Source organism: Embleya sp. NPDC059213 (assembly GCF_042754445.1).
Lineage (GTDB): Bacteria > Actinomycetota > Actinomycetes > Streptomycetales > Streptomycetaceae > Embleya.
This window is the reverse complement of sequence record NZ_JBHZAV010000076.1, coordinates 1-23,675: the sequence shown is the minus strand read 5'-3', so window position 1 is coordinate 23,675 and position 23,675 is coordinate 1. Positions and strand designations below refer to the sequence as shown.

The 23,675-nt window shown below is 72.0% G+C and carries 16 protein-coding genes; all 16 read left to right on the top strand.

The annotated features are described in order from the left end of the window. Window positions 1-32 precede the first annotated feature (32 nt). A complete protein-coding gene (locus ACFXMF_RS26205; RefSeq protein ID WP_379990988.1) occupies window positions 33-644 on the top strand; it encodes a hypothetical protein in 612 nt (203 codons plus the stop codon). Window positions 645-883: 239 nt separating this feature from the next. After that, on the top strand, window positions 884-1,525 hold the full coding sequence (locus ACFXMF_RS26200) for an NUDIX hydrolase (RefSeq protein ID WP_360318711.1): 642 nt from the start codon (window positions 884-886) through the stop codon (window positions 1,523-1,525). A gap of 176 nt (window positions 1,526-1,701) precedes the next feature. Continuing rightward, window positions 1,702-3,822 (top strand): tetratricopeptide repeat protein, encoded by a 2,121-nt coding sequence (locus tag ACFXMF_RS26195; RefSeq protein ID WP_360318708.1) that lies wholly within the window; start codon window positions 1,702-1,704, stop codon window positions 3,820-3,822. Window positions 3,823-4,022: 200 nt separating this feature from the next. After that, window positions 4,023-5,138 carry an alanine dehydrogenase gene (ald, locus tag ACFXMF_RS26190; RefSeq protein WP_360318705.1) on the top strand — a complete coding sequence of 372 codons (1,116 nt, stop codon included), beginning with the start codon at window positions 4,023-4,025 and terminating at the stop codon, window positions 5,136-5,138. Between the two features lie 359 nt (window positions 5,139-5,497). After that, window positions 5,498-6,427, top strand: coding sequence for a tyrosine recombinase (locus ACFXMF_RS26185; RefSeq protein ID WP_379989248.1), 930 nt, complete (start codon window positions 5,498-5,500; stop codon window positions 6,425-6,427). 354 nt (window positions 6,428-6,781) lie between these two features. Further along, on the top strand, window positions 6,782-7,756 hold the full coding sequence (locus ACFXMF_RS26180; protein WP_020555592.1) for a ParA family protein: 975 nt from the start codon (window positions 6,782-6,784) through the stop codon (window positions 7,754-7,756). Further along, window positions 7,741-8,307: a hypothetical protein gene (locus tag ACFXMF_RS26175; RefSeq protein ID WP_360318699.1), complete on the top strand. Its 567-nt coding sequence runs from the start codon at window positions 7,741-7,743 to the stop codon at window positions 8,305-8,307. The genes ACFXMF_RS26180 and ACFXMF_RS26175 overlap by 16 nt, the downstream gene beginning before the upstream one ends. Window positions 8,308-8,439: 132 nt before the next feature. After that, window positions 8,440-9,453 carry a segregation and condensation protein A gene (locus ACFXMF_RS26170; protein ID WP_379989250.1) on the top strand — a complete coding sequence of 338 codons (1,014 nt, stop codon included), beginning with the start codon at window positions 8,440-8,442 and terminating at the stop codon, window positions 9,451-9,453. Between the two features lie 152 nt (window positions 9,454-9,605). Next, window positions 9,606-10,229, top strand: coding sequence for an SMC-Scp complex subunit ScpB (scpB, locus tag ACFXMF_RS26165; RefSeq protein ID WP_379989255.1), 624 nt, complete (start codon window positions 9,606-9,608; stop codon window positions 10,227-10,229). Next, window positions 10,229-11,215, top strand: a complete 987-nt coding sequence (locus tag ACFXMF_RS26160; RefSeq protein ID WP_360318693.1) for a pseudouridine synthase — start codon at window positions 10,229-10,231, stop codon at window positions 11,213-11,215. The genes scpB and ACFXMF_RS26160 overlap by 1 nt, the downstream gene beginning before the upstream one ends. Before the next feature lie 376 nt (window positions 11,216-11,591). Continuing rightward, entirely contained in the window at window positions 11,592-13,901 is a 2,310-nt protein-coding gene (locus ACFXMF_RS26155; RefSeq protein WP_379989251.1) for a vWA domain-containing protein, read from the top strand. A 60-nt stretch (window positions 13,902-13,961) separates the two neighbouring features. Continuing rightward, window positions 13,962-17,786 (top strand): tubulin-like doman-containing protein, encoded by a 3,825-nt coding sequence (locus ACFXMF_RS26150; protein WP_379989252.1) that lies wholly within the window; start codon window positions 13,962-13,964, stop codon window positions 17,784-17,786. Next, window positions 17,783-20,239: a hypothetical protein gene (locus ACFXMF_RS26145; protein ID WP_360318687.1), complete on the top strand. Its 2,457-nt coding sequence runs from the start codon at window positions 17,783-17,785 to the stop codon at window positions 20,237-20,239. The genes ACFXMF_RS26150 and ACFXMF_RS26145 overlap by 4 nt, the downstream gene beginning before the upstream one ends. Next, on the top strand, window positions 20,236-21,318 hold the full coding sequence (locus ACFXMF_RS26140; protein WP_360318685.1) for a hypothetical protein: 1,083 nt from the start codon (window positions 20,236-20,238) through the stop codon (window positions 21,316-21,318). Before ACFXMF_RS26145 ends, ACFXMF_RS26140 begins: the two co-directional genes overlap by 4 nt. A gap of 25 nt (window positions 21,319-21,343) precedes the next feature. Next, window positions 21,344-23,479 (top strand): hypothetical protein, encoded by a 2,136-nt coding sequence (locus ACFXMF_RS26135; protein WP_360318683.1) that lies wholly within the window; start codon window positions 21,344-21,346, stop codon window positions 23,477-23,479. Between the two features lies 1 nt (window position 23,480). Continuing rightward, the coding region (locus ACFXMF_RS26130; protein ID WP_380020804.1) for a hypothetical protein at window positions 23,481-23,675 on the top strand (195 nt) is incomplete at its 3' end.

The following is a 23,675-nucleotide window of genomic DNA, read 5'->3' as shown; positions in this document are numbered from 1 at the left end:
GTGATCCGGCGGCAGGAAAGGAGCCGTGAGGCGTGGCAGGATATCCGCCCAAAGCGGTCTTGGAGAAATTGGCAGTCACCGGCTTCGGATTTCTTGAGGTACTCGGACCCCGTGACGATCTCGCCCCCGTACTGGTGGCGCGATATGTGACACAACTCGGCGCACCGGATGGGCGGTGGGATGTCATCATCGATCACGCCGAGCCGGACCTGGGATTCAAGATCAATGCGGAATGGGAGCGGACGGCGCTCTCCTCGGGCCTGTTCTCCATGACGGACGATGGGAAGCCTGAATTTTTGCTCGGGGTGGATGTTTCGGTCGACACGTCGGACGAGCCGGAATTCCGGTCGTACCGCTGGGCTCGCGTTTCGCTTTCCGAGCCCTGGGACATCGCTGGAACCGGTTGCGAGAGTGGTCTTCTCGGAGCAGGGCCGAACAATCCGACTTTCGCGATGATGTCGGTGGACGGTGAAGTGGTGATGATCGCCGGATACTGGCAGATAGGTATCGGGTTCGCCGTTGCGTCTCACCCCGAGCGGATTCCGAAACTTCGCGAGCACGCGAAGCGCACCGCCGCCAATGCTCACGTCGAGAATGCGCAACGACTTTGGGCCGAGCGCTGGCTGCGGAACTCGAGTTCGTGACCCCACCGAGTGCGCCAAGGTTGTGGTGGGTTCCGGAAAAGAGGAACGGCGAGCCGTGGTTGCCGGATCGGCGTTCGGCGATCGGGGAAGCGCGGTAGCGAGTGCGGTACTGCGGGTCCTCGGCCCGCGGGGCATCGCCGGCTTGGGCTTGTCGGGGACGGGCGGCGTGATCCCGGAGCACTAGGCTCATCGGTTGGGGCGGCGGTATTCGGCCGGCGGCTGTTGAAGGGGAGCGCATCGTGAACGACCCGGGCACTCGGGCGAGGATCGTCGACACCGCCGAGGCGTGGCCCGTCGCGGAGAGCGAGACGCCGTTCAAGGGGCGGGCCTGGTCGATGCGCAGCGATCTGGTCGAGATGCCGGACGGCAGCAGTGCGCGGCGCGACTACCTGGAGCATCCCGGGGCGGTGGGCGTGGTGGCGCTGGACGAGCAGGGGCGACTGCTGGTGCTGCGCCAGTATCGGCATCCGGTCCGGCACAAGTTGTGGGAGATCCCGGCTGGGCTGTTGGACGTGCCGGGGGAGAACCCGCTGCACGCGGCCCAGCGGGAGTTGTTCGAGGAGGCCCACCACGAGGCCGGCACCTGGAATGTGCTGGTGGACGTCTACACCACACCCGGTTCCTCGGGCGAGGCGATCCGGGTGTTCCTCGCGCGCGGACTGGCCGAGTCGCGGGCCGAGCGATTCGCCGTCGAGCACGAGGAGGTCGGGATGGAACTGGCCTGGCTGCCCCTGGACGAGGCGATCACCGGGATCCTGGCGGGCGAACTGCACAATCCGATACTGGTTTCCGGCGCGCTGGCGCTCTCCGCCGCGCTGGCCGGCGACGGGCTGGACGCGCTTCGGGCCGCGGACGCGCCGTGGGCCGCCCGACCCTATTGACCGGCGGCGGTCGCGTCGTGGTGGAGTGGGGATTCCCGTACTCGCCGGCCCCACCCGCGCGGTCCGGCCCGAAACGCTGCGGAATCGGCGCCTCGGGGTTGGCGAGTCGGGCCCGGTGGACCCGCGCGTGGTCGTAGCCTGCGGGCTGGGTGTGGGTGAGACAGGGGGCGTCTGCGGTGGGTGTGACCGGGGAGTCCGGGGTCGGCTGCGCGAAGGCCGAGGGGCTGGTTCCCGGAATGCGCGCGCCGGCCGAGGCGTTGCCCGCCATCGTGGACCAACTGCCGCCCGGAGGACCCGACTTCGTTGGCCGAACCGACGAACTGGACACCCTGTACGGCTGGGTGACCGGACCGGGTGCGGCGATCCCCGCGCAACTCGCGCCGACCGACCCCGAGCACCCGGGCACCACTCGTACCGTCTGGCTGCCTCGCGACCGGGTGGTCGCGATCACCGGACCGGTCGGCGTGGGCCGCACCGAGTTCGCGGTGCGACTCGCGCACCGGCTGGCCCCACACTTCCCGGACGGGCGGCTCTATGCCCGGCTGACCGGGCCGCGCGGTGAGCTGATCCCGCCCGGCGACGTGCTCGAATCCTTGTTGTACGCGCTCGGCACGCCGGCCATACCCTCCGCGCACGAGGAGCGGATCCGGCTCTTCCGGGAGCATCTGGACGGAAAACGCTTCCTGATCCTGCTGGAGGACGTGACCGGGACCGCGCAGTTGCGCCCGCTGCTCCCGGAGAGTCCCACCGCGCTCGTGGTGACCACGTCGGTGTCCCCGCTCACCGGTCTCGGCCGGGCCGCGGCCGTGCGCACCTGCGCGCTGGACATGCTGGACACCCGCGCCTCGGCCGAACTGCTCGGCAACCTGGCCGGGCACACCCGGGTCGCGTGCGATCCGCGCGCCGCGGACGAGCTGGCCGCGCTGTGCGATTTCCACCCGGCCGCGTTGCGGATGGCCGGGGCCTGGTTGCGGGCCCGGCCGCGCTACGCGATGGCCGACGTGGGTCGCCGGTTGCGGGCCGAACGGCTGCGGTTGCACGAGCAGGCCGGCGACGACCTCGCGGTGCGGGCGTGCTTCTCGCTGATCCACCGCGAACTGGTGCCCTCCGCCGCGCGGTTGTTGCGGCTGCTCGCGTTGGTGCCCGGGCGCGAGTTCGGCGCGGACGCCGCCGCCGCGCTGGCCGACTGCGGGCCCGACGCGGCGACCCGGTCGTTGATCGAGCTGCGCGAGCTGCATCTGTTGGAGCAGGGCTCGGTGCCGGGCCGGTTCCGCTTCCACGACCTGGTGCGCGGTTATGTACAGGAACGCCTGGACGCGGAGGAGCGGCCCGGCGAACGACGCAACGCGCGGGTGCGCCTGCTCGACCGGTACGTGCGCCTGGCCCGGTCCGCCGAGCGCATCATCGTCGGCACGGACGGCCCGGATCCGGGCGCGGACGTGCGTTTCGGCTCCGCCGACGAGGCCCGCGCCTGGTTGCGCGACGAACGCCCGGAACTGCTGGCCGCCGCCCGGGTCGCGGCCGCCGCCGGCCTGGACGCGGCCACCCGTCGACTGGTCTCGGTGCTCACCCGGCTGCTGGATCGCCGCGCGCACTGGAGCGACGTGCGCGAACTGCACGAACTCGCGCTGACCACCGCCCGCCGGGCCGGCTCCGGTCGGCAGGAGGCGGTCGCCCTGCTCAACCTGGGCAATCTGCACGTCGCGCGCCAGGAACTGGAGGAGGCGCTGTCCTGTTACCGGGCAGCCCTGGAGGTCTCCCGCGGACTGGGCGACCCGGCCGGCGAGGGCCGGGCGATGGTCAACCTCGGCAACGCCTACGCCGACCTGGGCGACCTGCAACGTGCCGCCGACTGGTACGACCGTTCGCTGCTGCTGCGCCGCACCATCGGCGACGCGGCCGGCCAGGCCCGGGTGTTGTCCCACCTGGGCCGGCTGCACGCCCGGATGGGCCGATTCGAACAGTCGGTCCGCGATCACCGGGCCGCGCTGGGGGTGCGCCGGCGGATCGGCGACCCGGCCGACATCGGCCGGGTGCTGACCGACATCGCCGCGGTGCTCGGCGAGGCGGGCCGCGCGGCGGAGGCGCTCGCGGTCTATCGGGACGCGATGGAGGCGTTTCGGGCGGCGGGCGACGAGCGCCTGGAGGCACTCGCCCTGTTGCAGAGCGCCGAATTGGCGCTCGAAGCCGGCGACGTCCGGGACGCCCGTTCGCGTCGCCGGCAGGCATTGGCCCTGCTCGTGGACGCGGGCGCGCCCGAAGTGGACGAGGTTCGCCGCTTTCTGGGTGACGAATAGCGCCGTCGGGGGTACTCGCTCTCGTCCATCCGCCCGGGCGCAACCTACGAAATAGACAAGCGGTAGGCCCCTCACTGCCACTTTGTAAGGTTGGCGGGGCGATCCAACCGCACTAAGCTAGGAACACCACGAGGTACGGCGTGCATTTGCATGCCTGGGCTCGCTGGTGCCCAACCCTCTGTCGACAGGACTTGATAGCCGTGAAGGTCGGTATCCCCCGCGAGGTCAAGAACCACGAGTACCGCGTGGCGATCACGCCCGCCGGCGTGCACGAGCTCGTGCGTAACGGGCACGAGGTCTACATCGAGCACGACGCGGGCGTCGGCTCCTCCATCCCGAACGGGGAGTACGTGGCCGCGGGGGCGACCATTCTCCCCACGGCGGACGACGTCTGGGCGACCGGCGACCTGATCCTGAAGGTCAAGGAGCCGATCGCGTCGGAGTTCGGGCGGCTGCGCAAGGACCAGACGCTCTTCACCTACCTGCACCTCGCCGCGGGCAAGGAGTGCACCGAGGCGCTGCTCGACGCCGGGACCACGTCCATCGCGTACGAGACGGTGCAGCTTCCCAACGGGGCGCTGCCGCTGCTCGCTCCGATGTCCGAGGTGGCCGGTCGGCTCGCGCCGCAGGTCGGCTCGTACCACCTGATGGCGCAGGGCGGCGGTCGCGGCACCCTGATGGGTGGCGTCTCCGGTGTCTACGCCGCGAAGGTCGTCGTGATCGGCGCCGGTGTCTCGGGCATGAACGCGGCGGCGATCGCGCTGGGCATGCAGGCCGAGGTGCTTTTGCTGGACCGCAACATCCAGGCGCTGCGCGACGCGGACCGGATCTACCAGGGTCACCTGCAGACCGTCGCGTCGAACACGTACGAGATCGAGAAGGCCGTGCTGGACGCGGACCTGGTCATCGGCGCGGTGCTGATTCCCGGTGCGAAGGCGCCGAAGCTGATCACCAACGAGCTGGTGTCGCGGATGAAGCCGGGCTCGGTGCTGGTCGACATCGCGATCGACCAGGGCGGGTGCTTCGAGGACTCGCACGCCACGACGCACGACGACCCGGTGTACAAGGTGCACAACTCGATCTTCTACTGCGTCGCGAACATGCCGGGCGCGGTGCCGCACACGTCCACCTATGCGCTCACGAACGCGACGCTGCCGTACATCGTGCAGCTTGCGAACCGTGGGTGGCGGGATGCGGCGAAGGCGGACCGGGCGTTGGCGCTTGGGCTTTCGACGCATGAGGGGCGGCTTACGAACGCTGCGGTCGGGGAGGCACTTGGCCTGCCGGCTGTGTCGTTGGAGGACGTCCTGGGCTGACGCCCGGGCTTGGCCTCAAGCGCCGGCCGGGCTTGAGTGGCCTCAAGCGCCGGCCGGGCTGGGTTCGCCTCAAGCGCCGGCGGGGCTGATTCGCCTCAAACGCCGGCGGGGCTGAGTGGCCTCAAGCGCCGGCCGGGCTGATTCGCCTCAAGCGCCGGCGGGGCTGAGTGGCCTCAAGCGCCGGCCGGGCTGGGTTCGCCTCACGCGCCGGCGGGGCTGATTCGCCTCAAACGCCGGCGGGGCTGGGTGGCCTCATGCGCCGGCCGGGCTGAGGGGCTCGGTTGGGGTTGAGGTGTTGGGCTGGTTGCTTGGTTGGTTGCATTGCGTGCCGTACATCCACAAAGGCGTGGGTGTGCGGCATGTGGTGTTTTGGGGGGCAGAATGAGGGTGTGGATGGGGTTGTCGGGGCGTATTTGGCTTGTGTGGCCGGTGAGGGTGGAGTGGGGCGGGGGACGGTTGCGGCTTATCGGGGGGATTTGCGGCGTTACCTCTCCTGGTTGAGGGGGCGGGGGGTCGGTTCGCCGGAGGGGGTGCGGGGGGAGGATGTGACCGCGTTCGCGGGTGCGTTGCGGGAGGCGGGGGCGGCCGAGGCGTCGGTGGCCCGGGCTCTGGTGGCGGTGCGGGGGTTGCATCGGTTCGCGCTGCGCGAGGGGTTGGTCGCGGTCGACGTCGCGCGGGACGTGCGGCCGGGCGTGCCGAAGTCGCGGCGGGGCGAGGCGCTTTCGGTCGAGCGGGTCGAGGCGTTGTTGGCCGCCGCCTCGACGGGTGCCGCGCCGTACGGGCCGCGCGACCGGGCCTTGCTGGAACTGCTGTACGGGACCGGTGCGCGCGTTTCCGAGGCGATCGGGGCGGATCTGGACGACCTGGACCTGTCCGCGCGGACCGTTGCCCTGGTCGGGCCGGGCGGTCGCCGGCGGGTGGTGCCGTTGGGCGTGCCCGTCCTGGACGCGCTCGATGTGTACCTGACCCGGGCGCGCCCCGAACTCGCCGCCGCAGGGCCCGGCGGCGCCGCCGTCTTTGTCAACGCGCGAGGCGGCCGATTGTCACGGCAGAGCGGCTGGGCCGTGCTCCGCGGCGCCGCCGCGCGGGCCGGGCTGTCGGAGCCCATCTCCCCGCGGACACTGCGGCGTTCGTTCGCCACGCATTTGCTCGACGGTGGGGCCGATGTCCGGGTCGTCCAGGAACTCCTGGGTCATTCCTCGGTGTCCACGACCCGGGTCTACGGCCGCGAAACCCCCGATGGACCCCGTCAGGTGTACGCAGGATCCCACCCTCGGGCGCTTGACTAGATCGCCTCACATGTTGCATACGTCGGGCGGTTCGCCTTGCTGCGACCGTCCGCAACGCCATAGAGTCGCGATCCGTCGGCAAGGATTCAGGCTGACGAAGCAAGAAATGACCTGGTCGGCAAGGAGGTAAGACGACTTGTGAACGAGTCGACATTTGCTCCCGGGGGTGCCCAGCCAGGGGCGGCGCCGGGCCGTGCAGCGCCGACTACCTCTTCCTACGGGCCCGCCGACGGCCTACAGGACCAGCAGGGGACGCGCACGGACAGCGCCGCTCAGGTGGGCCAGACCGCCCCGGCCAACCAGGCCGGGCAAGACGGGCTCGATGGTCCGGACGCGCACGAGTACGCCTACGACATGTACTACTACGACGACGAGTTGCGCTACGCCGAGGAACTGCGTGGCGGACCGTTCGACCCCGACGCGGACTACGAACCGGATCCGGAGTACGCCGCGACCCTCGCCCCCGACGCCGCCACGCAGCGGCGCGAGCGGGTCGGCCCGACCGGCCGCGCCCTGCCGTACTTCCCGATTCCGGCGCCGGTGAGCGAGCACGGCCCGGCGAAGATCATCGCGATGTGCAACCAGAAGGGCGGCGTCGGCAAGACCACGTCGACCATCAACCTGGGTGCCGCGCTGGCCGAATACGGTCGACGAGTGCTGCTCGTGGACTTCGACCCCCAGGGCGCCCTGTCGGTGGGCCTGGGCGTCAACCCGATGGAGCTCGAACTCACGGTCTACAACCTGCTGATGGAGAGTCATCTCAGCGCGGACGACGTCCTGCTGAAGACGATCATCCCCGGCATGGACCTGTTGCCCAGCAACATCGACTTGTCGGCCGCCGAGGTGCAACTGGTCACCGAGGTGGCCCGCGAGACCACACTCTCGCGCGCGATCCGGCCGCTGGTCAACGACTACGACTACATCATCATCGACTGCCAGCCTTCGCTCGGTCTGCTCACGGTCAACGCGCTCACCGCGGCGAACAGCGTCATCGTGCCGCTGGAGTGCGAGTTCTTCGCACTGCGCGGCGTCGCGCTGCTGACCGAGACGATCGAGAAGGTGCACGAGCGGCTCAACCCCGACCTCGTGCTCGACGGCATTCTGGCGACGATGTACGACGTGCGCACCGTGCACGGCCGGGAGGTCCTGGCCCGCGTCACCGAGGCGTTCGGCGACCAGGTCTTCCACACCGTGATCGGACGCACCGTCAGGTTCCCCGAGACCACGGTCGCGGGCGAACCGATCACCACCTACGCCTCCAACTCGGTGGGCGCAGCCGCCTATCGCCAACTGGCCAGGGAGGTGCTCGCCCGGTGTCGCGCCGAGTGAGTCTCCCGGGTGCCGACGAACTGTTCCGGACCACCGGTGGCGCCATGCTGCGGCAACAGCAGCAGAACGCCGGCGGGGATTCGGGGGAGTCGCGCGGCACCGTGCCCGCACAGGTCCCGCCGGTCGGAGCAGGTTCCGACAGCACCGAGCGACACGAGTCGTCCGGCGCGGACGGTGGCCCCGGAGAGGCCGAACAGCACGCCGTACAACCGCATCCCGTGCCCGGTCGCCGGGAAGCACCCACGCCCTCGGGCGCGTCCTCGATGTCCGCCGCCGCCGCGGGAGTCGATCCCAACGCGCGCCCGGCGCACCGACGGACACGTGCGCAGCGCCGCCCGAGCGGACGCGAGCGACACGACGAGAAGATCACGGTCTACGTGTCGGCCGAGGAACTGATGGACCTCGAACACGCACGCCTCAGCCTGCGCGGCGACTACGGCCTGGCCGTGGACCGCGGTCGGATAGTGCGTGAGGCGGTCGCGGTGGTCCTGGCCGACCTGGAGGCGCGCGGCGAGGCGAGCATTCTCGTCCGTCGTCTGCGTGGCTCTTAAGCGACATTCGAGCGAACCCCGCTTCGCGAAGTCTCGACGGACCCGCCGGTCCCCCGAGTGGCCCAATTCGGACCACCGCCCGGCGGGTCCGTGCCGTTTCCCGCAGTCGCGGCCCGCACCATTGAGCGCACCATGTCCAACGACAACCGTCCCGACCCCACCCGACGCACCCTCGGGCGCGGCCCGGGTCGGCCCGCCGCACCCCGGGAGCCGGCCGCGGCGGCCGGGCGGACGGGATCGGAATCCACCCCGCGGCCCGTCCCGGCGCCACTCCCCGTCCCCGCTCCCGCCGCTCCCGCGCCCGATCCTGGGCCCCCGGCGGACGACGGCACCGGTTTCCGGGTCAGCCTGGCCAACTTCGAGGGCCCGTTCGATCTGCTCCTCGGCTTGATCGCGAAGCACAAGCTGGATGTCACCGAGGTCGCGCTGTCCCGGGTCACCGACGAGTTCATCGCCCACATCCGGGCCCAGGGCCCGGACTGGGACCTGGGCCAGGCCACCGAGTTCCTGCTGATCGCGGCGACCCTGCTCGACCTGAAGGCGGCCCGGCTGCTCCCGGCCGCCGAGGTCGAGGACGAGGAGGACCTGGCCCTGCTGGAGGCCCGGGACCTACTGTTCGCGCGGCTGCTCCAGTACCGGGCGTACAAGCAGATCGCGGGCATTCTGGAGGATCGCTGGGCGGAGGAGTCCCGCCGCTATCCGCGTGAGGTCTCGCTGGAGCCGCGCTATCGGGGCCTGCTGCCCGAGGTGGTGATCACCACGTCGCTGGACCGGTTCGCCAGGCTGGCGGCGAAGGCGATGACCCCCAAGGCGCCGCGGATCGTGTCGATCGAACACATCCATGTGCAGCGGGTGAGCGTGCGGGAGCAGGCGGCGATAGTGGTCGAACGGCTGCGGCGCACCGGCAGCGCGACGTTCGCCGAGTTGGCCCGGGACGCACCGGACACGCTGCACGTGATCGCCCGATTCCTGGTGCTGCTCGAACTCTTTCGCGAGTTGGCGGTGGGGTTCGACCAGGCCGAGGCGTTGGGTGAGCTGACCGTGCGCTGGACGGCCGGTTCGGACGGGGAGTCGATGGTGGGCCGGGAGTTCGACGAGTTCGACGAGTTCGACACGGTGGTGCGCGAGGGCGAGGAGGACGCGTGAGCGACGACGAGGGCTTTTGGATCGAGCCGGACGACGAGACGGCCGGGCCGGAGGCCGCCGTGCCCGCTCCCAGGGCCGCTCGGGTCCGGACCCCGCCGCCCACCCTGCCGGTGTCCAACGGTCCGCTCCCGGCGGCTCTGGAGGCCATCCTGATGGTGGTTCAGGAGCCGGTCTCCGAACACCTGCTCGCCGAGGTGCTCGATCGCCCGCTCGCCGAGGTGCTGGCCACGCTGCGCACCCTGGCGCTGGAGTACACCGCTCAGGGCCGCGGCTTCGACCTGCGCGAGGTGGCCGGTGGCTGGCGGTTCTACAGCCGCCCCGAGCACGCCGCCGCCGTCGAACGCTTCGTCCTGGACGGCCGGCAGTCCAGGCTGACCCAGGCCGCCCTGGAGACGCTCGCCGTGGTGGCCTATCGCCAGCCGGTCAGCCGCGGCCGGATCTCCTCGGTGCGCGGGGTCAACTGCGACGGGGTGATGCGCACGCTGCTGGCGCGCGGCCTGGTGGAGGAATACGGCGTCGAGTACGAGACCCAGGCCACGCTGTACCGCACCACGGAGTTCTTCCTGGAGCGGATGGGCCTGCGTTCGCTCGACGAGTTGCCGGAATTGGCCCCTTTCCTGCCCGAGATCGAGGCGCTGGAGGCGGAGGGCGAAGGGCCCCCGGACGGCTTCGCGACCCGCGCGGCGTCCCCGCTTGCGCGGAGCGGGGATACTGGGAGGGATACCGGGGCGGTGCACGCCGACCTCGACGACGGCGAGACGACTACGGAAGTTTGATGGCACCCACCAACAGGCAAGGCTCCGGCGGCAACGACCGAGGCAACGAACGCTCGGTGAACAAGCGCGGGGGCACCGGGCGCGGCAGCAACACTCCGCAGCCCCGCCGGGTCGCCGACGACAATCGTCGAGGCGGCGCGGGTGGGCAGCCGAAGTCGGGCGCGGCGGGTGGCAAGGACCGCCGCCCGTCGGCGAGCACCGGTCGCCCGGACCGCCGTCCCACCACGATGCGCTCCACCGAGCGCAACGAGCGCGAGCAGCAGGAGGGCGTCCGCCTGCAGAAGGTGATGGCGGACGCGGGCATCGGCAGCCGCCGGCACTGCGAGAACCTGATCGAGGCCGGCCGGGTCCAGGTCAACGACGAGCGGGTCACCGAGCAGGGCAAGCGGGTCGACCCGGACACGGTGGAGATCAAGGTCGACGGGATGCGCATCCCGACCCGCCCGGCGGAGACCTACATCGCGTTCAACAAGCCGACCGGCGTGGTGTCCACCATGTTCGACCCGGACGGCCGGTTCACCATCGCGGACTACATCACCGAGTTCGAACAGCGCCTGTTCCACGTCGGCCGGCTGGACACCGAGACCGAGGGCCTGATCCTGCTCACCAACCACGGTGAGCTGTCCAACCGACTGACCCACCCCCGGTACGAGGTGCGCAAGACCTACCTCGCCTCGATCCAGGGCCCGATCCCGCGCGACCTGGGCAAGAAGCTCAAGGCCGGGGTCGAGTTGGAGGACGGCGTCGCCCGCGCGGACAGCTTCCGGATCGTGGACAGCGTCGGGCACAACTACCTCGTCGAGGTGGTGCTGCACGAGGGTCGCAAGCACATCGTCCGGCGCATGCTGGCCGAGCTGGGCTTCCCGGTCGAGCGGCTGGTGCGCACCCAGTTCGGCCCGATCCAACTCGGCGACCAGAAGCCGGGCCGCACCCGCCGGTTGTCCAACGAGGAGATCGGCCTGCTGTTTCGCCAGGTCGACCTGTAGGACCCTTCGCAGGTTTCGTCGCGTTTCGGCGCGGGCAGCCAACTGCCTTGACGGCCGCAGTAGTTCCACTTCCGGGTGGAACCGCTGCGGCCGTTGTTCGTATCTGGCCGATTCGGTTCCGCCGGCCTGCCCGATGGTGCATCGTGGAAGCCCGCACGGGGGTGCCCGGGTATTGGCCGAATAACGGTTCGGAACCGAGCGTGTGCCAGTGATCGCGATCGGTGCCCGCAACCCCCCATGTGCTGCTAGAACGTTGCCGAATACCCGAGGTGTGCCTCGCGCACGCGGGGCCGACAGCAGGGGGGACGCCACTTTGGTGCTGCCTGTCCGCCGGGGAGCGCCACGGCCGGCGCCCTCCACACGGCGTCCACGGCGGTTGGCCACCGCAGTTCTGTTCGGCGCGCTCGTGGTGGCGCTGACACCCGGCGCGGCCCGGGCGGCGGACCCCGCGGTGGGCGATCCGAGCCTGAAGGTCGAGCCGATCTCGTACGCGGTCCTGGTCGACGAGTCCGGCAGTCTCAAAGGCCCCGACCTGGACCGGGAGAAGGACGCCGCGACGCTCGCCGCGATCGGCGAACTCTCACCCGACTCGCGAGTGGGCGTGATCGGCTTCGGCAGCGGCGCCGGCGCGAACCCGCCGGTGGACGTGGTCTGCGCACTGACCGTGGTGTCCGACCCGGCGGCGGCCAAGTGTGCCGAGAAGCTGCACGCGCGCACCGACCAGGAGGGCAACAACACCGACATCCCGGCCGCACTGCGCCAGGGCGTGAACATGCTGGCCGGGGCACCCGCAGGGCAGGCCAAGGTGCTGTTCGTGCTGACCGACGGCGCGATGTCGGTCGGGCCCGGCGAAGGCTACGGCAACGACCCCGCCCGGATCCCGGGCGAGTTGGACAAGGGCCTGACCGCCGCGCTGGCCCAGGCGAAGGCGGCCGGCGTACAGATCTGGCCACTGGGCTTCGGCAGCGGGATCGACGCCGCGCAACTGGCCCGGATGGCGGCCGGCGGCGCGCCGTCGACGTGCTCGGAGCGGCCCGCGGACAAGCCCGCGGCGATAACGGTCAAGGATTCCGGCGAGGTCGTGCAGACCCTGCAGAAGGCGTTCGCGACCGCGCGCTGCGCCGGGGTCACCCAGACCGACTCGACCGAGGTGAACGGCGAGGCCGACCTGAACGTGACGATCCCGGCGATCGCCACCGACGTGGTCATCCAGGTGCAGAAGGCCGCCGGCGAGATCGAGACCACGTTCTTCGATCCGGACGGCAAGCAGGCCGACAACGCGCCGGGCACCGAGCGGCGCGGGCAGGGCTCGCGCACCGAGACATTGCGGATCACCGATCCCGTCGCGGGCAAGTGGCGGATCCACCTCAAGGCCCGCCCCGGGGTCTTTGGGCCGGTCAGCGCGGCGGCGCTGTGGCAGGGCGTGGTCAAGTCCTACGTCCAGCTCAACCCGCCGCAGCCCAGCGCCGACGAGTCGGTCAAGTTCAGCGTCTTCCTCCAGACCCGGGAGAAGAACCTGACCGATCCGGCCGCGCTCAAGGGCGTCACCGTGTCCGGCCACGTCGAGGGACCCGGACTCAAGGCGGACATCCCGCTTCGCCCCGGCGACAAGGGCGAGTTCTTCAGCGACTACCGGATCCCGGGCGGCATCACCGGCCCGGTCAGCTTCACCGGCACCATCACCGCGCCGGGCGTGGCCGGCACCCGGGAGGTCAAGACGGTCACCCTCGGCGGGGGACCGGCCGCGGTCTCGGCCGAGATCAAGTGGGGCGACAACACGATCGAACCCGGCGGCAGCGTGGCCGGCACCGTCTCCTGGAAGGTCAACGACAACAAGCCGCACAACCTGCGGGTGATCGCCGACTTCCCGGCCGACACCGGGCTGCGGATCACCGGGGCCGAGCAGAAGGTGACCACCGGCGCCGACAACTTCGGCTTCGAACTCGCCTTCGGCAAGAACATCGCCAAGGGCGACCACACCGGCCGGGTCCGGGTGCTGGACACCACCGACGGCGACCGGGTGCTCTTCGAGACCACCCGCACCATCACCGTCGAACCGCCGCCGGGCTTTTGGGACGAGTACCTGTGGCTGGTGATCGGGGGCGTCGTGCTGCTCGCACTGCTGCTCGCGTTGTTCGGCTTCCTCGCCAAGCGGCGCGGGCGGGCACGTCGGATCGGACCGATCGCGCTGCGGCTGTACCGCGACGGGCAGCCGATCGGCGTGGAGACCCGGCCGCTGAACGAGCGGGCCGAGGCGATGTGGTTCCGGCTGGACACCACCGGCTTCCCGCCGCAGTTGATTCCGCTGTACATGCACGAACCCGGAACCGCGTGGATCGTGCGGCGAACCGCGGCGACCGGCACTCTGGACGTGGAGACTCCGCTCGGCGCACACCTGCACCTGGAAGCGGGCCGGCCCACCGAGGTCGAGCCCGGGCTCGCGCTCGGCTTCACCGACGATCGGGTCCAGCACGGGCCGCCCGCCGACGCGAGTCCCGGTTCGGGTGATCCCTACGGCTCGTACGGCGCGGCCCCGACCGGGTCGCCGCGACCGTACGGCGAGAACGCCTACGGATCCGATCGGCCGTACAACCCGTACGGCCCGTACGGCACGGGACCCGCCGCGGATCCCGCGCCCGGTGCGGGCCCCGACGACACCACGTTCGGCTACGGACCCCCGCGCTGAGCGCGAACCGGGGTCCCCGGCACCTGAACTCGCACGTCACGCACTTTTCGAGGAGGGCCCGTGGCAGCGCAAGGCCGCAGGGGCATGTCCATCCACCAGTCCATGCTGTTCGTGGGTCTGGGCGGTACCGGATGTCTGATCGGAGCCGAACTCGAACGCCGGCTGCGTGAGGAGCTGTGCGGTGCCGACGGCACCGGCCTGATGCAGCGGCTCGGTGGCCAACTGGCCCCGTACCAACTGCCCAACTGCATCCAGTTCGTCTACGCCGACCTCAACGAGAACGAGTTGCAGCGCCAGCGACTGCGCGCCGCGCCGCCCGCGCACCGGGCCGCCGCGGACCGCAACGCGCACCTGACCACCCAGCTCGTACCGCCGCTGAACACCTATCCGGAAGTGGCCCGTTCGCTGCGGATCAACGCGGCGGAGGAGACCATCCCGTGGTTGCCCGCCCGCGAGGGCGAGCCGCGGGTGACGCCGCTGCGGCGCGGCGCGGGGCAGTTGCCCACCGTCGGCCGCGCGGCCCTGTTCGAGACCTTCCGGCACGGACTCGCGCCCGCGATGGACCCGTTGCGTCGTGCGGTCGGCCTGATCAGCAACGGCAACGACCACCTGATGGCGCTCAGCGGCAGCCAGAACAACCGCAACACGTGCGACGTGTTCGTCGCCTTCTCGGTCGCCGGCGGCACCGGTTGCGGGATCTTCTACGACTACCTGCACCTGATCGGCGAGGCGTTCTCGCAGGGCTACGACGGGATCAAGATCTATCCGCTGGTGCTGATGCCGTCCGCGTTCGACGACGAACGCGGCGGCGGGCGACCCGCGGTGCTCAACGCCGGACGGGCGCTGCTCGACCTGTTCCAACTGGTCGACGACCAGAACGGGCAGTACGCGCAGGAGGAACTCGACACCGGGCTCGGCGCGCCGGCGGGCAACCTGGCGGTGCGCTACCCCGGGCTGGAGTCCACCCGGCTCAAGGCGGGCACCGTCCAGACCGGCTTCCTGTTCAGTCGCACCAGCGGGATCGAGCGCGAGGACCTGCACCGCTCGGTGGTGTCCCTGGTGATGTCGCTGATCGGCACCGGACTCAACTCGGGCGGACCCGAGTTGGAGAACGCGGTCATCCAGGGCGACCTGTACCAGTCGTTCGCGGACAGCTTCATCAACGAGGGGGTCCGCCGCGAGATCCCGGCGCCCAGCGGGATCGGCGCCTGTGGGGTGTCCACCAGCCTGGTCGCCTCGATGGCCGTACCGGTGGACGAACTCGCCGACATCGTCGCGGGGCGACTGCTCGCCCAGGCCGTGCGCGACCTGACCTCGGACGTGCGGGTATCGGCCGAGGCCAACCTGGAGCAGATCAAGTCCTTCATGTCGGTGTCCGGCCTGGGCGAACTGTGGTTGTGCGCACCGCCGCACGTCGCCGACCCGGCGCCGGCCAAGGGCGCCGCGGGCATCATGCAGGCGCTCAACGCGCGGACCCGGGCGATGGAGCAGGCCCTGCGTCAGCAGGAGGCCCAACTGCGCTCGCACACCGCACAGTTGGCCGAGGACTTCAACCACGCCCGCGGGATTCGGCAACTGCTCGCCGACGGCGACCTGTTCCGGGCCCGCCGGGTGCTCTTCGGCGATCGACGCTTGTACAGCGACTCGGATCGGCCCGGGGCGGCCGGACTGCTCGCGCACTGCAGCACCGAACCGACCCCGCCCCCCGGCATCACCGTGAACGCGCCGCACATACCGGCGATCAAGGACCGCGCGGGCGGCGTGGTCAAGGCCAAGTGGGGCGACCCCGAGGTGCAGCGCGCACTGGGTGCGCAGCAGCAGTGGTTCGAGTGGCGCTCGCGGCGCAACTGGCATGCCCAGTGGGGCGGTCAGGCCGAGGTGTGGGACCGCAAGATGATCTACCTGCGGCAGGTGGTGGACGGCCTGGGACAGGCGTTCAACGACCACCGCGACCAGGAGGAGGCGAACTTCGGCCGGGCCACCCGCGAGCTGTACCGGCAGCGCTCGGGGGTCTCCTACCTGCTGCCGCCGCAGGGCAACCTGGAGTCGTTCTACCGCCAGGTGTTGCGCCGCTTCGTGGACCGCGAGCGGCTGCCCGAGACGGCCGGCGCCGCGCAGATCGTCGGCAAGCTGCTCGGCGCGGGCATCTGGCAGCGCGCCTACGAACTGGGCGAGGAGCGCGAGGGCGGCCAGCTCGCCGTCACCTACGTGCGCGACCAGATCAAGCAACTGGTCAAGACCCTGTTCGTGCAGGCCGGCGAGCTCAACGCGCAGCCGCTGTTGCCGCCGGTGCGCGACCTGCTCACCCGGGCGGCCACCCGGCGCGGCGCCGCGGTGGGCGAGGAGGACCTCGAACAGTTCGTGCAAAAGCTCGCGGGCATGTTGCCCAACGGCTTCTCGCCCGAGGGCAGCGGCGAACTCAAGGTGCTGATCGCCCACCCGGGCACCTCGCACGACATGGAGGTGCGGCAGTACCTGGAACGCATGCTGAACATCCCCAACGAGCCGTCCCGCAAGATCGAGTTCCGCGCGGTCGAGCAGGAGTCGATCGTGGTGGTGCTCTTCCGCAGCGCGATGAGCCTGACCGAGGTGCCCGAGGTGCGCCAGGTGCTCGCCCAGTGGTCGCGCTCGCTGGACCGGCAGGATCCGGTCGACTTCCTCAAGTGGCGTCAGCGGTTGGGCTTCACCTACGACTGGCTGGCCACGACCGAGGGGCACCGGGCGTACATCCTGCACCGGTTGTTGTGCGCGATGTGGAACGGGCAGGTCGAGGTCGCGCGCGGGGACCGGTCCTCGCCCGAGGTGATCGACATCCGGCTGCCGCACGGGCCGACCGTGATGAAGCTGCCGCTGCGCCCGTTCGACCGGGCCTCCTCGTGGGGCAGCCTGCTGCGTGCATACGAGGAGTGGACGCTGACCGACGACGCCTCGGTGCGCCGGGAGTTCGCCAAGCAACTGATGCTCACCTATCCCGAGGGCCTGGGCTCGCGGGTGAGTGAACCCGCGCCGCTGTACCGGCACTTCGTGCACGAGGTCGCACCGCGACAGATCAAGGTGCTCAAGGAGCTGCGCGATCGGCTGCCGGAGCGCAGTCGGGGCTGGGCGGAGGAGCTGCTGCGGTTGTGGGAGGTCACCCTGCCCGCCGCGCTCGACCTGTCCTTCCCGCACCAGAGCAGCACCCGGGACTCGCTGCGCGAGCTGGAGTACGACGACCCGGCGGCGGGCGTCGGCGACGGGTTCGGTGGGCGCGGCGACGGGTCCGATCGGCGGGACCGGGACCGGGACGAGCGCGGCACCGGCCGGGAGCGGCGGTCGGCCGAGCGGGTGCGCGACGAGCGCGACGATCGGGACGAGTGGACCGGGCGACGGGACCCGCGGCCGGTTCGCGACGATCGCGATGATCGGGACGACCCGGGCGGTCCGCGCGAATGGCGGGATCGACCGCCGCGTGACCCGCAGGAGTGGCGCGAGGCGCGCGACCCGCGCGAGTTGCCCGAGACCGGCGACGTGCGCCGGCCGAACCTGGACAAGCCCGGGCAGCGCGACCGCGACCGGGACGAGCGGGACGGCCCGGATCGGTCGGACCGCCCGGATCGGCCGCCGGCCGCCGAGCGGAGGTCCCGGCGGGAGCCGTACGACCCCTACGACCCGTACGACCCGGGGGAGTCGCGCGAGACCCGGGGGCCGCTGGACGCGCGGGGCGCGGGCGATCCGCACGATCCCTACCGGGCCCGGGACGCCCGCAGCCCGTTCGACCCGCGCGAGCGGGCCGGGCGCGAGGACCGCGACCCCGAGGACCGCACGGTGCGGCTGGACGGCCTGGACCGCACGCGGCCGCTGCCGGACGAGCACGACGAGCGCGAACTGCCCGGGGGTGGCTGGTGACCCACTCCGTCGACGCGGGCGCACCACACCCGTTGGTGGTCGTGGTCGACCTGCGCACCGAGTACGAAGCGGTGATGGCGGCCCGGCGGTTCGCCGACGTCCAGACCGCGTACGCGCGTACCCGGGTGCCCGCCGGCACCCTGAACGTGGCCGCCGACCGGGTGCTCGTGCTCGACTCCGTGGACGAACTGGTCGCCCACCGGCGGGCCTACGAACGCATCTTCGGCAGCGACTACATCCGGGTCGTGTGCGTCGCGGTGGGCTCGCCCGTGGACGGCTCGATCGTGCTGCGCCGCCCGGGCCAACTCGTGGGCACCGACGCGGCCACGTTGTGGGTCGGCGACGTCCGGGGCACCGATTGGGCCCCGGGCCGGGCGCCCGGGACCACGCTGCGCCCGGACGACGCGGACGCGCTCGCGCCGCTGGTGGACGTGCTCACCGAGCCCGAGGTGTTCGATCAGGTGCTCGCCGGGGTGACCGAGATGCCCCGCTCGATCGCGGCGCCGGGACTGAACGCGTTCGTGCACCGGATCCGCGACGACGCGGTACAGCGGGCTCGGATCCGCGCGACACAGCGGCTGGTCGGCACCGAGGGCGGGGTGGACGAGCCCTGGCCCGAGCCGCTCGCGGCCCTCGCCGACAACCAGGGCGCCGGGCTCGCCGCGGCCGGCGGCGGCATCCGCGAATGTGTGCGCGCCGACAGCCCGCTCGGCGCCCGGTGGGCGCACGCCGACCAGGGTTTCGGGCACGCGCAGCGGCGCCTGGCCGCGCTGGCCGGACCGCTCGCGCTGTACGGCACGGCCGGTCGCGACGGGCGCTCGATCCACGACGGGGTCGTCGAGTCCGCGACCGCGCTGGGCGAATATCGGGACCTGGTCCGGCAGACCGTGGGCCGGGGCGCGGCCGGCTTCGACGCGGACGGACGAGCCTGGCTGGACCAGGTCGGCGTGCTGCTCCCCGAGCCCGCCGGGCTGAGCGTGACCTCGGTGGCCGGCGCGCTGCGCGAGCGCACCGCCGCCGCCTTCGACCGACCCGAGGGGCTGCGCGGACTGGCCGAGCGGCTGCGCGAGTTGGCCGACCGGATCAGCCCCGGCGCGGGTGCCTCCCGAGCCTTCGAGGTGGACCGGATCTGCTCGGACGCCTTCCTCGCGCACTACACCCGCCCGCCCGCCTTCCCGCTCGGCTCGGCCCACGTCGGGGTCGCCGGCGGGCTGCTGGTCGGTGCGTTCCTGACCGCGCTGTGGCCCGCCTTCGCGGTGGTCGGCGCCGCGCTCGCGGTGCTGCTCGTGGTGTTCGGGTCGACGCTGATCGCGCTGCGCCGCCCCGACCGGCCGGGCCACGCCATGCTGCCCGCCGAGGCGTTGGCGATGATCGTGCCGGCCGGCCTGATCGCGCTGGTCGGCGCGGTCGGCGGGGTGCTCGCCGGGCGTGCCTGGGAGCCGCCGACCGGCGTCGGTCCGCTCGCCCTCGTGCTCGGCCTCGCCGTGCTCGTGGTGCTGCCCGGTCTGGACTGGACCCAGCGGGTGCGGCGCTGGGAGCGGATGTTGGCGCTCGGTGCGGCCGGCGGGGCGCTGCACGCACTGCACGCGCTGCTGGTGCGCACGATGTGGAACGACTGGGCGCTGGCGGGTCCGCGCCGCGAGGCGGTGGACCGGGCGATCGTGCTGGCCGCGCTGCTGGAGGAGAGCGCCAAGGTGCTCGCCGAGGACGCGACCGCGGTCGAGCGGCAACTCGGCACCGAGGCGGCCGGTCCCGAACCGACCACGACCGGGTACGGCATCGGCGGCCCGCCGACCCCCGGTCGCCCCGCGCCGCCCTCGACGCCGCCGCCGAGCGCGGGCCCGAGTCTGTACGACGTCGTGCTCGGCGACCTGGTGGACGGGCTGCACGCGGCGTTCGAACCGATGTGGGCGCTGCTCGAAGGGGACCCGGCGGAGGCGTCCCGGCAGGGCACGGAGGCCGAACTGCGGCGCGTGTTGCGCTCGTACGCCGACCACCTGGCGCACCACGGGATCCAGGCCGCGCCGCCGTTCGCGCGCCGTACCCAGGACCGCCCGCACGTCGCGAACGCGGCCGGCGGCGACGCGGACCGGATCGCCGGGCTGCTCGCCCAGCCCGCGGACCGGTCCATGCTGCAACTGTGCGCCACCGACCAGTTGATGCTGCTCGACCACGTCCCCACGCACATTCGCAGTGTGCGCTTCGCGCCGCGCGGGGTCCGGCCGGCCGTTCGCGAGGCCCTGCGTGAGCGCGGCGACGGCCAACTCGTGGACCACGAGCTGGTGTGGACCGGCGGTGGTCGGATGGCCGGCGTGTTGCGCCTGCTGCCGCTGCTGCCGGGTTCGGTGGACGACGCGCGGATGTGGGAGGAGAGCGTCGACGGTGGGCCGAGCGGCGGCCCGGACCACGCGGGCGGATCGAGTGCCCGGCGCGACGACGGATGGGCCTCGTGAGCCCGGCCGCCGGGCGGCCGGGCGAGGCCGGGGAGGAAAAGCTCGGCTACACCGACCCCGAGGGCCGGTCGGTGGAACGCCGCGTCGAGTTCGGCCCGGACCACCCGCCCGTGCCCGGCCGACTCTTCCGCGTCCGCGACGTGCGGGACCTGGAGGACGGCAGCACGTTCGTGCAAAAGCGCCTCGGTGCGCTGGACGCACGTCGCCGGGCCGGTGCCGAGGCCGGCCTGGAGACCGAGATCCGGGTGCTGCTGCGGCTCGCGCGCACCTTCGGGCCGCACGATCACCCGCGTGAACTGGCCCGCATCGCCGGGCACGACTTCGACGGCGTCGAGCCGTTCCTGCTGCTCGAGTCGGTGCCCTGCCCGCCCGCCGAGGACGTGGTGGGCAAGCTGCTGACCGAGGAACAGGACGCCTTCCGACGGGCGCTCTTTCGCACCGTCCGGCACCTGGAGACGGCCGGCGTCGTACACGGCGACCTGACCCCCACCAGCGTGCGCTGGCAACGCGAGCAGCGCCGGTTGTACGTCGCCGACTTCGACCACGCCGCACTCGCGGGCGAGCCGCGCAGCAGCCTGGGCACCGCACTGTGGGCCGCGCCGGGCCCACTGCGCGGCCCCGGCCCGGCCGACCCGCGCGACGATCTGTGGTCGGCCGCCCAGGTCGCCTATCACGTCACCATCGGCCGCCCGGTCCGACAGGGCATGGTCCCGGCCGGGGTGGAGAGCCAGGGTCTGCTGTACGACCTGTTCCAGGGCGTGTTCGAGGTGGACCCGCAGCGCCGGCCGGGCGCGGCGGAACTGCTGCGTCGGCTCGCCGAACCGGACCCGTACGTACAGGGCCACGCCCAGTACGACCCGCTCGCCGAGGGGCGCCGCGGCTACGAGGCGGCCCTGCAGCGCAAACGCCGAAGGATGCCGGTCCAGGGCCAACCGCCGCCGTCGGGCACCGGCCCCGAGACCCCGCCGACCGTCCACCTCCCGCCACCGGGCGGCATCCCGCCGAAACCGGCGAATCCACCGGTGCCCGAGCCGAGGCCGGGCCGGTTCCGGCTCTTCGGAAAGAACCAACCGAGTTGAACGCGACGGCAGGTGAGGTCGGCTGATGTTGCATCAGATCGTGTACCGCTGGGACCCCGACGGGCTGGTCGGGCGGCGCGGCATCGTCCCGGTGGCCACCTCCCTGGGCCGCGACGAGCTCTTCGGCTGGCACAGCCGCACCCGGCTGGCCGAAGCGGTCACGATGGACTACGGCGACCCGGCCTGCCCGGCCTCCAGCGTGTGTCTGCTCGACACCCCGCTGGGCGTGGCGCTGGTGCGCCGCGCGTTCACCGCCGACGCGCGCCGGCAACGCCTGAACAACTCCGCGCACGTCCTGGTCGGTCCCCGGGACAGCATCGCGCCGTTCGACGCCATCGCGTGGGGCTCGCTGGACGCGTCGGCGCCGGGCGCGCTCGATCCCGACCGGGTCCCGGCCGGCTACGGCCTCCGGCCGCTCGCCGACGAGCGGCTGGCCGAGGCGTTCGAACTCGCCGCCGGCGGTCTGCACGAGCGGGCCCGCCGGCTCGGCGACCCGCTGGAGGTGTTCACCGCCGCGGTGCTGCGCCGCCCCCGGGCCCGGGTGGCCCTGCTGCCGGCCTCCGCCGAGGACGGCACGGCGCTGCTGTGGGGCCTGCAACACCTGCTCACCGCGCTGCTGCCGGGGCCGTGGACGTTCTCCACCTTCGAGATCGACGACACCGCCCCCGATCCCAAGGGCGCGCCCCGATTCGTCACCCTGCCCCGGACGCCCGCCGCCGGGCCCGGAACCCGGGTCCGGGTCGACCTGACCGGACGCGACGAGCCGTTCGACACGCATCGCGAACTCGCCCGGCGGATGGTGAAGCACTACGTGGGCGAGGGGTGGGCGGGTTTCCATCGGTTGCTCAACACCCCCACCGAGGTGCACACGCTGCCCGAGGCGAACCGGGTGGCGGAGATCCGCAGCCGGCTGGACGCGCTCGGCGTCCGCCAGGAGACCCGGACCAGGCGCGCGACGACCGGAGTTCGGGCGGAGCCGCCGGAGGCGGGCACTCGGGAGATGCCCCGGGTGCCACCCCGGACGGCGCCCGCCGCCGCCCCACCGGCCGCCGCCGCGGCGACCGGCCCCATCGACCCGAATCGACCCGAGGTGCGCTGCCCCTATTGCCTGGACCTGATCCGGTGGAACGAGAACGACCTCTACGAACGCGACGACCGGCTGCGCTACGAACGGGTGGACCTGAGCACCGTCACCGACCCGGTCAAGCGCTACGACCGGATGCGCGCGACCTTCATGCGCTGTCCCAACCCCGCCGGAGACGAGGACCGCGAGCACTACCTGCCGACCAACTACCTGATCCACGAACCACCGTTGGTGATCGGACTGATCGGTGACGGTCTGTCCGGCAAGACGCACCTGCTCGCCGCGATGATCGCCGAGATCGACGCGGGCGGACTGCGCCCGTACGGCGTGACGCATCTGCCGGTGGATCCCGAGCAGCACCTGGACTACCTGCGCAATCGGGTCGACCCGCTCCGGCGCGGGACGATGCTCGCGACCACGGTCAACCACCAGGGCAACCTGGTGGAGTTCGCCGACGCGCTGCTGTTGCGCACGGCGGGCCGGACCCGGCCGATCGCCTTCTTCGACGTCAGTGGCGAGGACCTGGCCAGGGGCGGCCGGGAGATGCAGTTCCTGGCCGCCGCCGACGCGTTCGTCTTCGTGGTGGACCCCGTGGTCGCGGTCGACCTGCCCGAGCTGCGCCGGCTGACCGGCGACGGCGAGGACCCGTTCGGTGCCTACCGGGGCGACCGGACCTTCGCCGCGGTGATGGACCGGCTGCCGAGGGAGGCCGAGCTGCTCGCCCAGCCGGTCGCGGTCGCGGTGACCAAGTCCGACCTGATCCGGTTCGAGCCGCCGGTGGACGCCTGGCTGGGCTCGCACCCGCCCAGGCCCGGCCGGGTGGACCCGGCCAGGATGGACGCCGAGAGCCGCGACGTGTACTCGTTCCTCTACGCCCACGACGCGGTCGCCTGGCTCAGTCCGTTCGAGGAATTCCGGCGCTGCACGATGCATTTCGTGTCCGCCACCGGGGCGCGCGACCGGGACGGCCGCTTCCCCGGCGGCATTCGGCCGCGTCGTGTTCTCGAACCCGTCGTGTCGATCCTGGCGATGTGCGACATGCTCGACCAGGCCGGGGTCGAACGCGTGGGGGTGTGAGATGGCGTCGGGGACCGGAGCGGACGAGCGCGATCCGCTCGATCAGGTCGTGTATCGGTGGAGCTATGGGGACCTGTTCGGCCGTCAGGGCATGGGTCCGGTCGCCGGCTCGCCGGATCCCCGGGAGCTTCGGGAGTGGGACCGGGGACTGAACAGCCATGTCTCGATGGACCGTTCACTGCCGGAGACGCCCGAG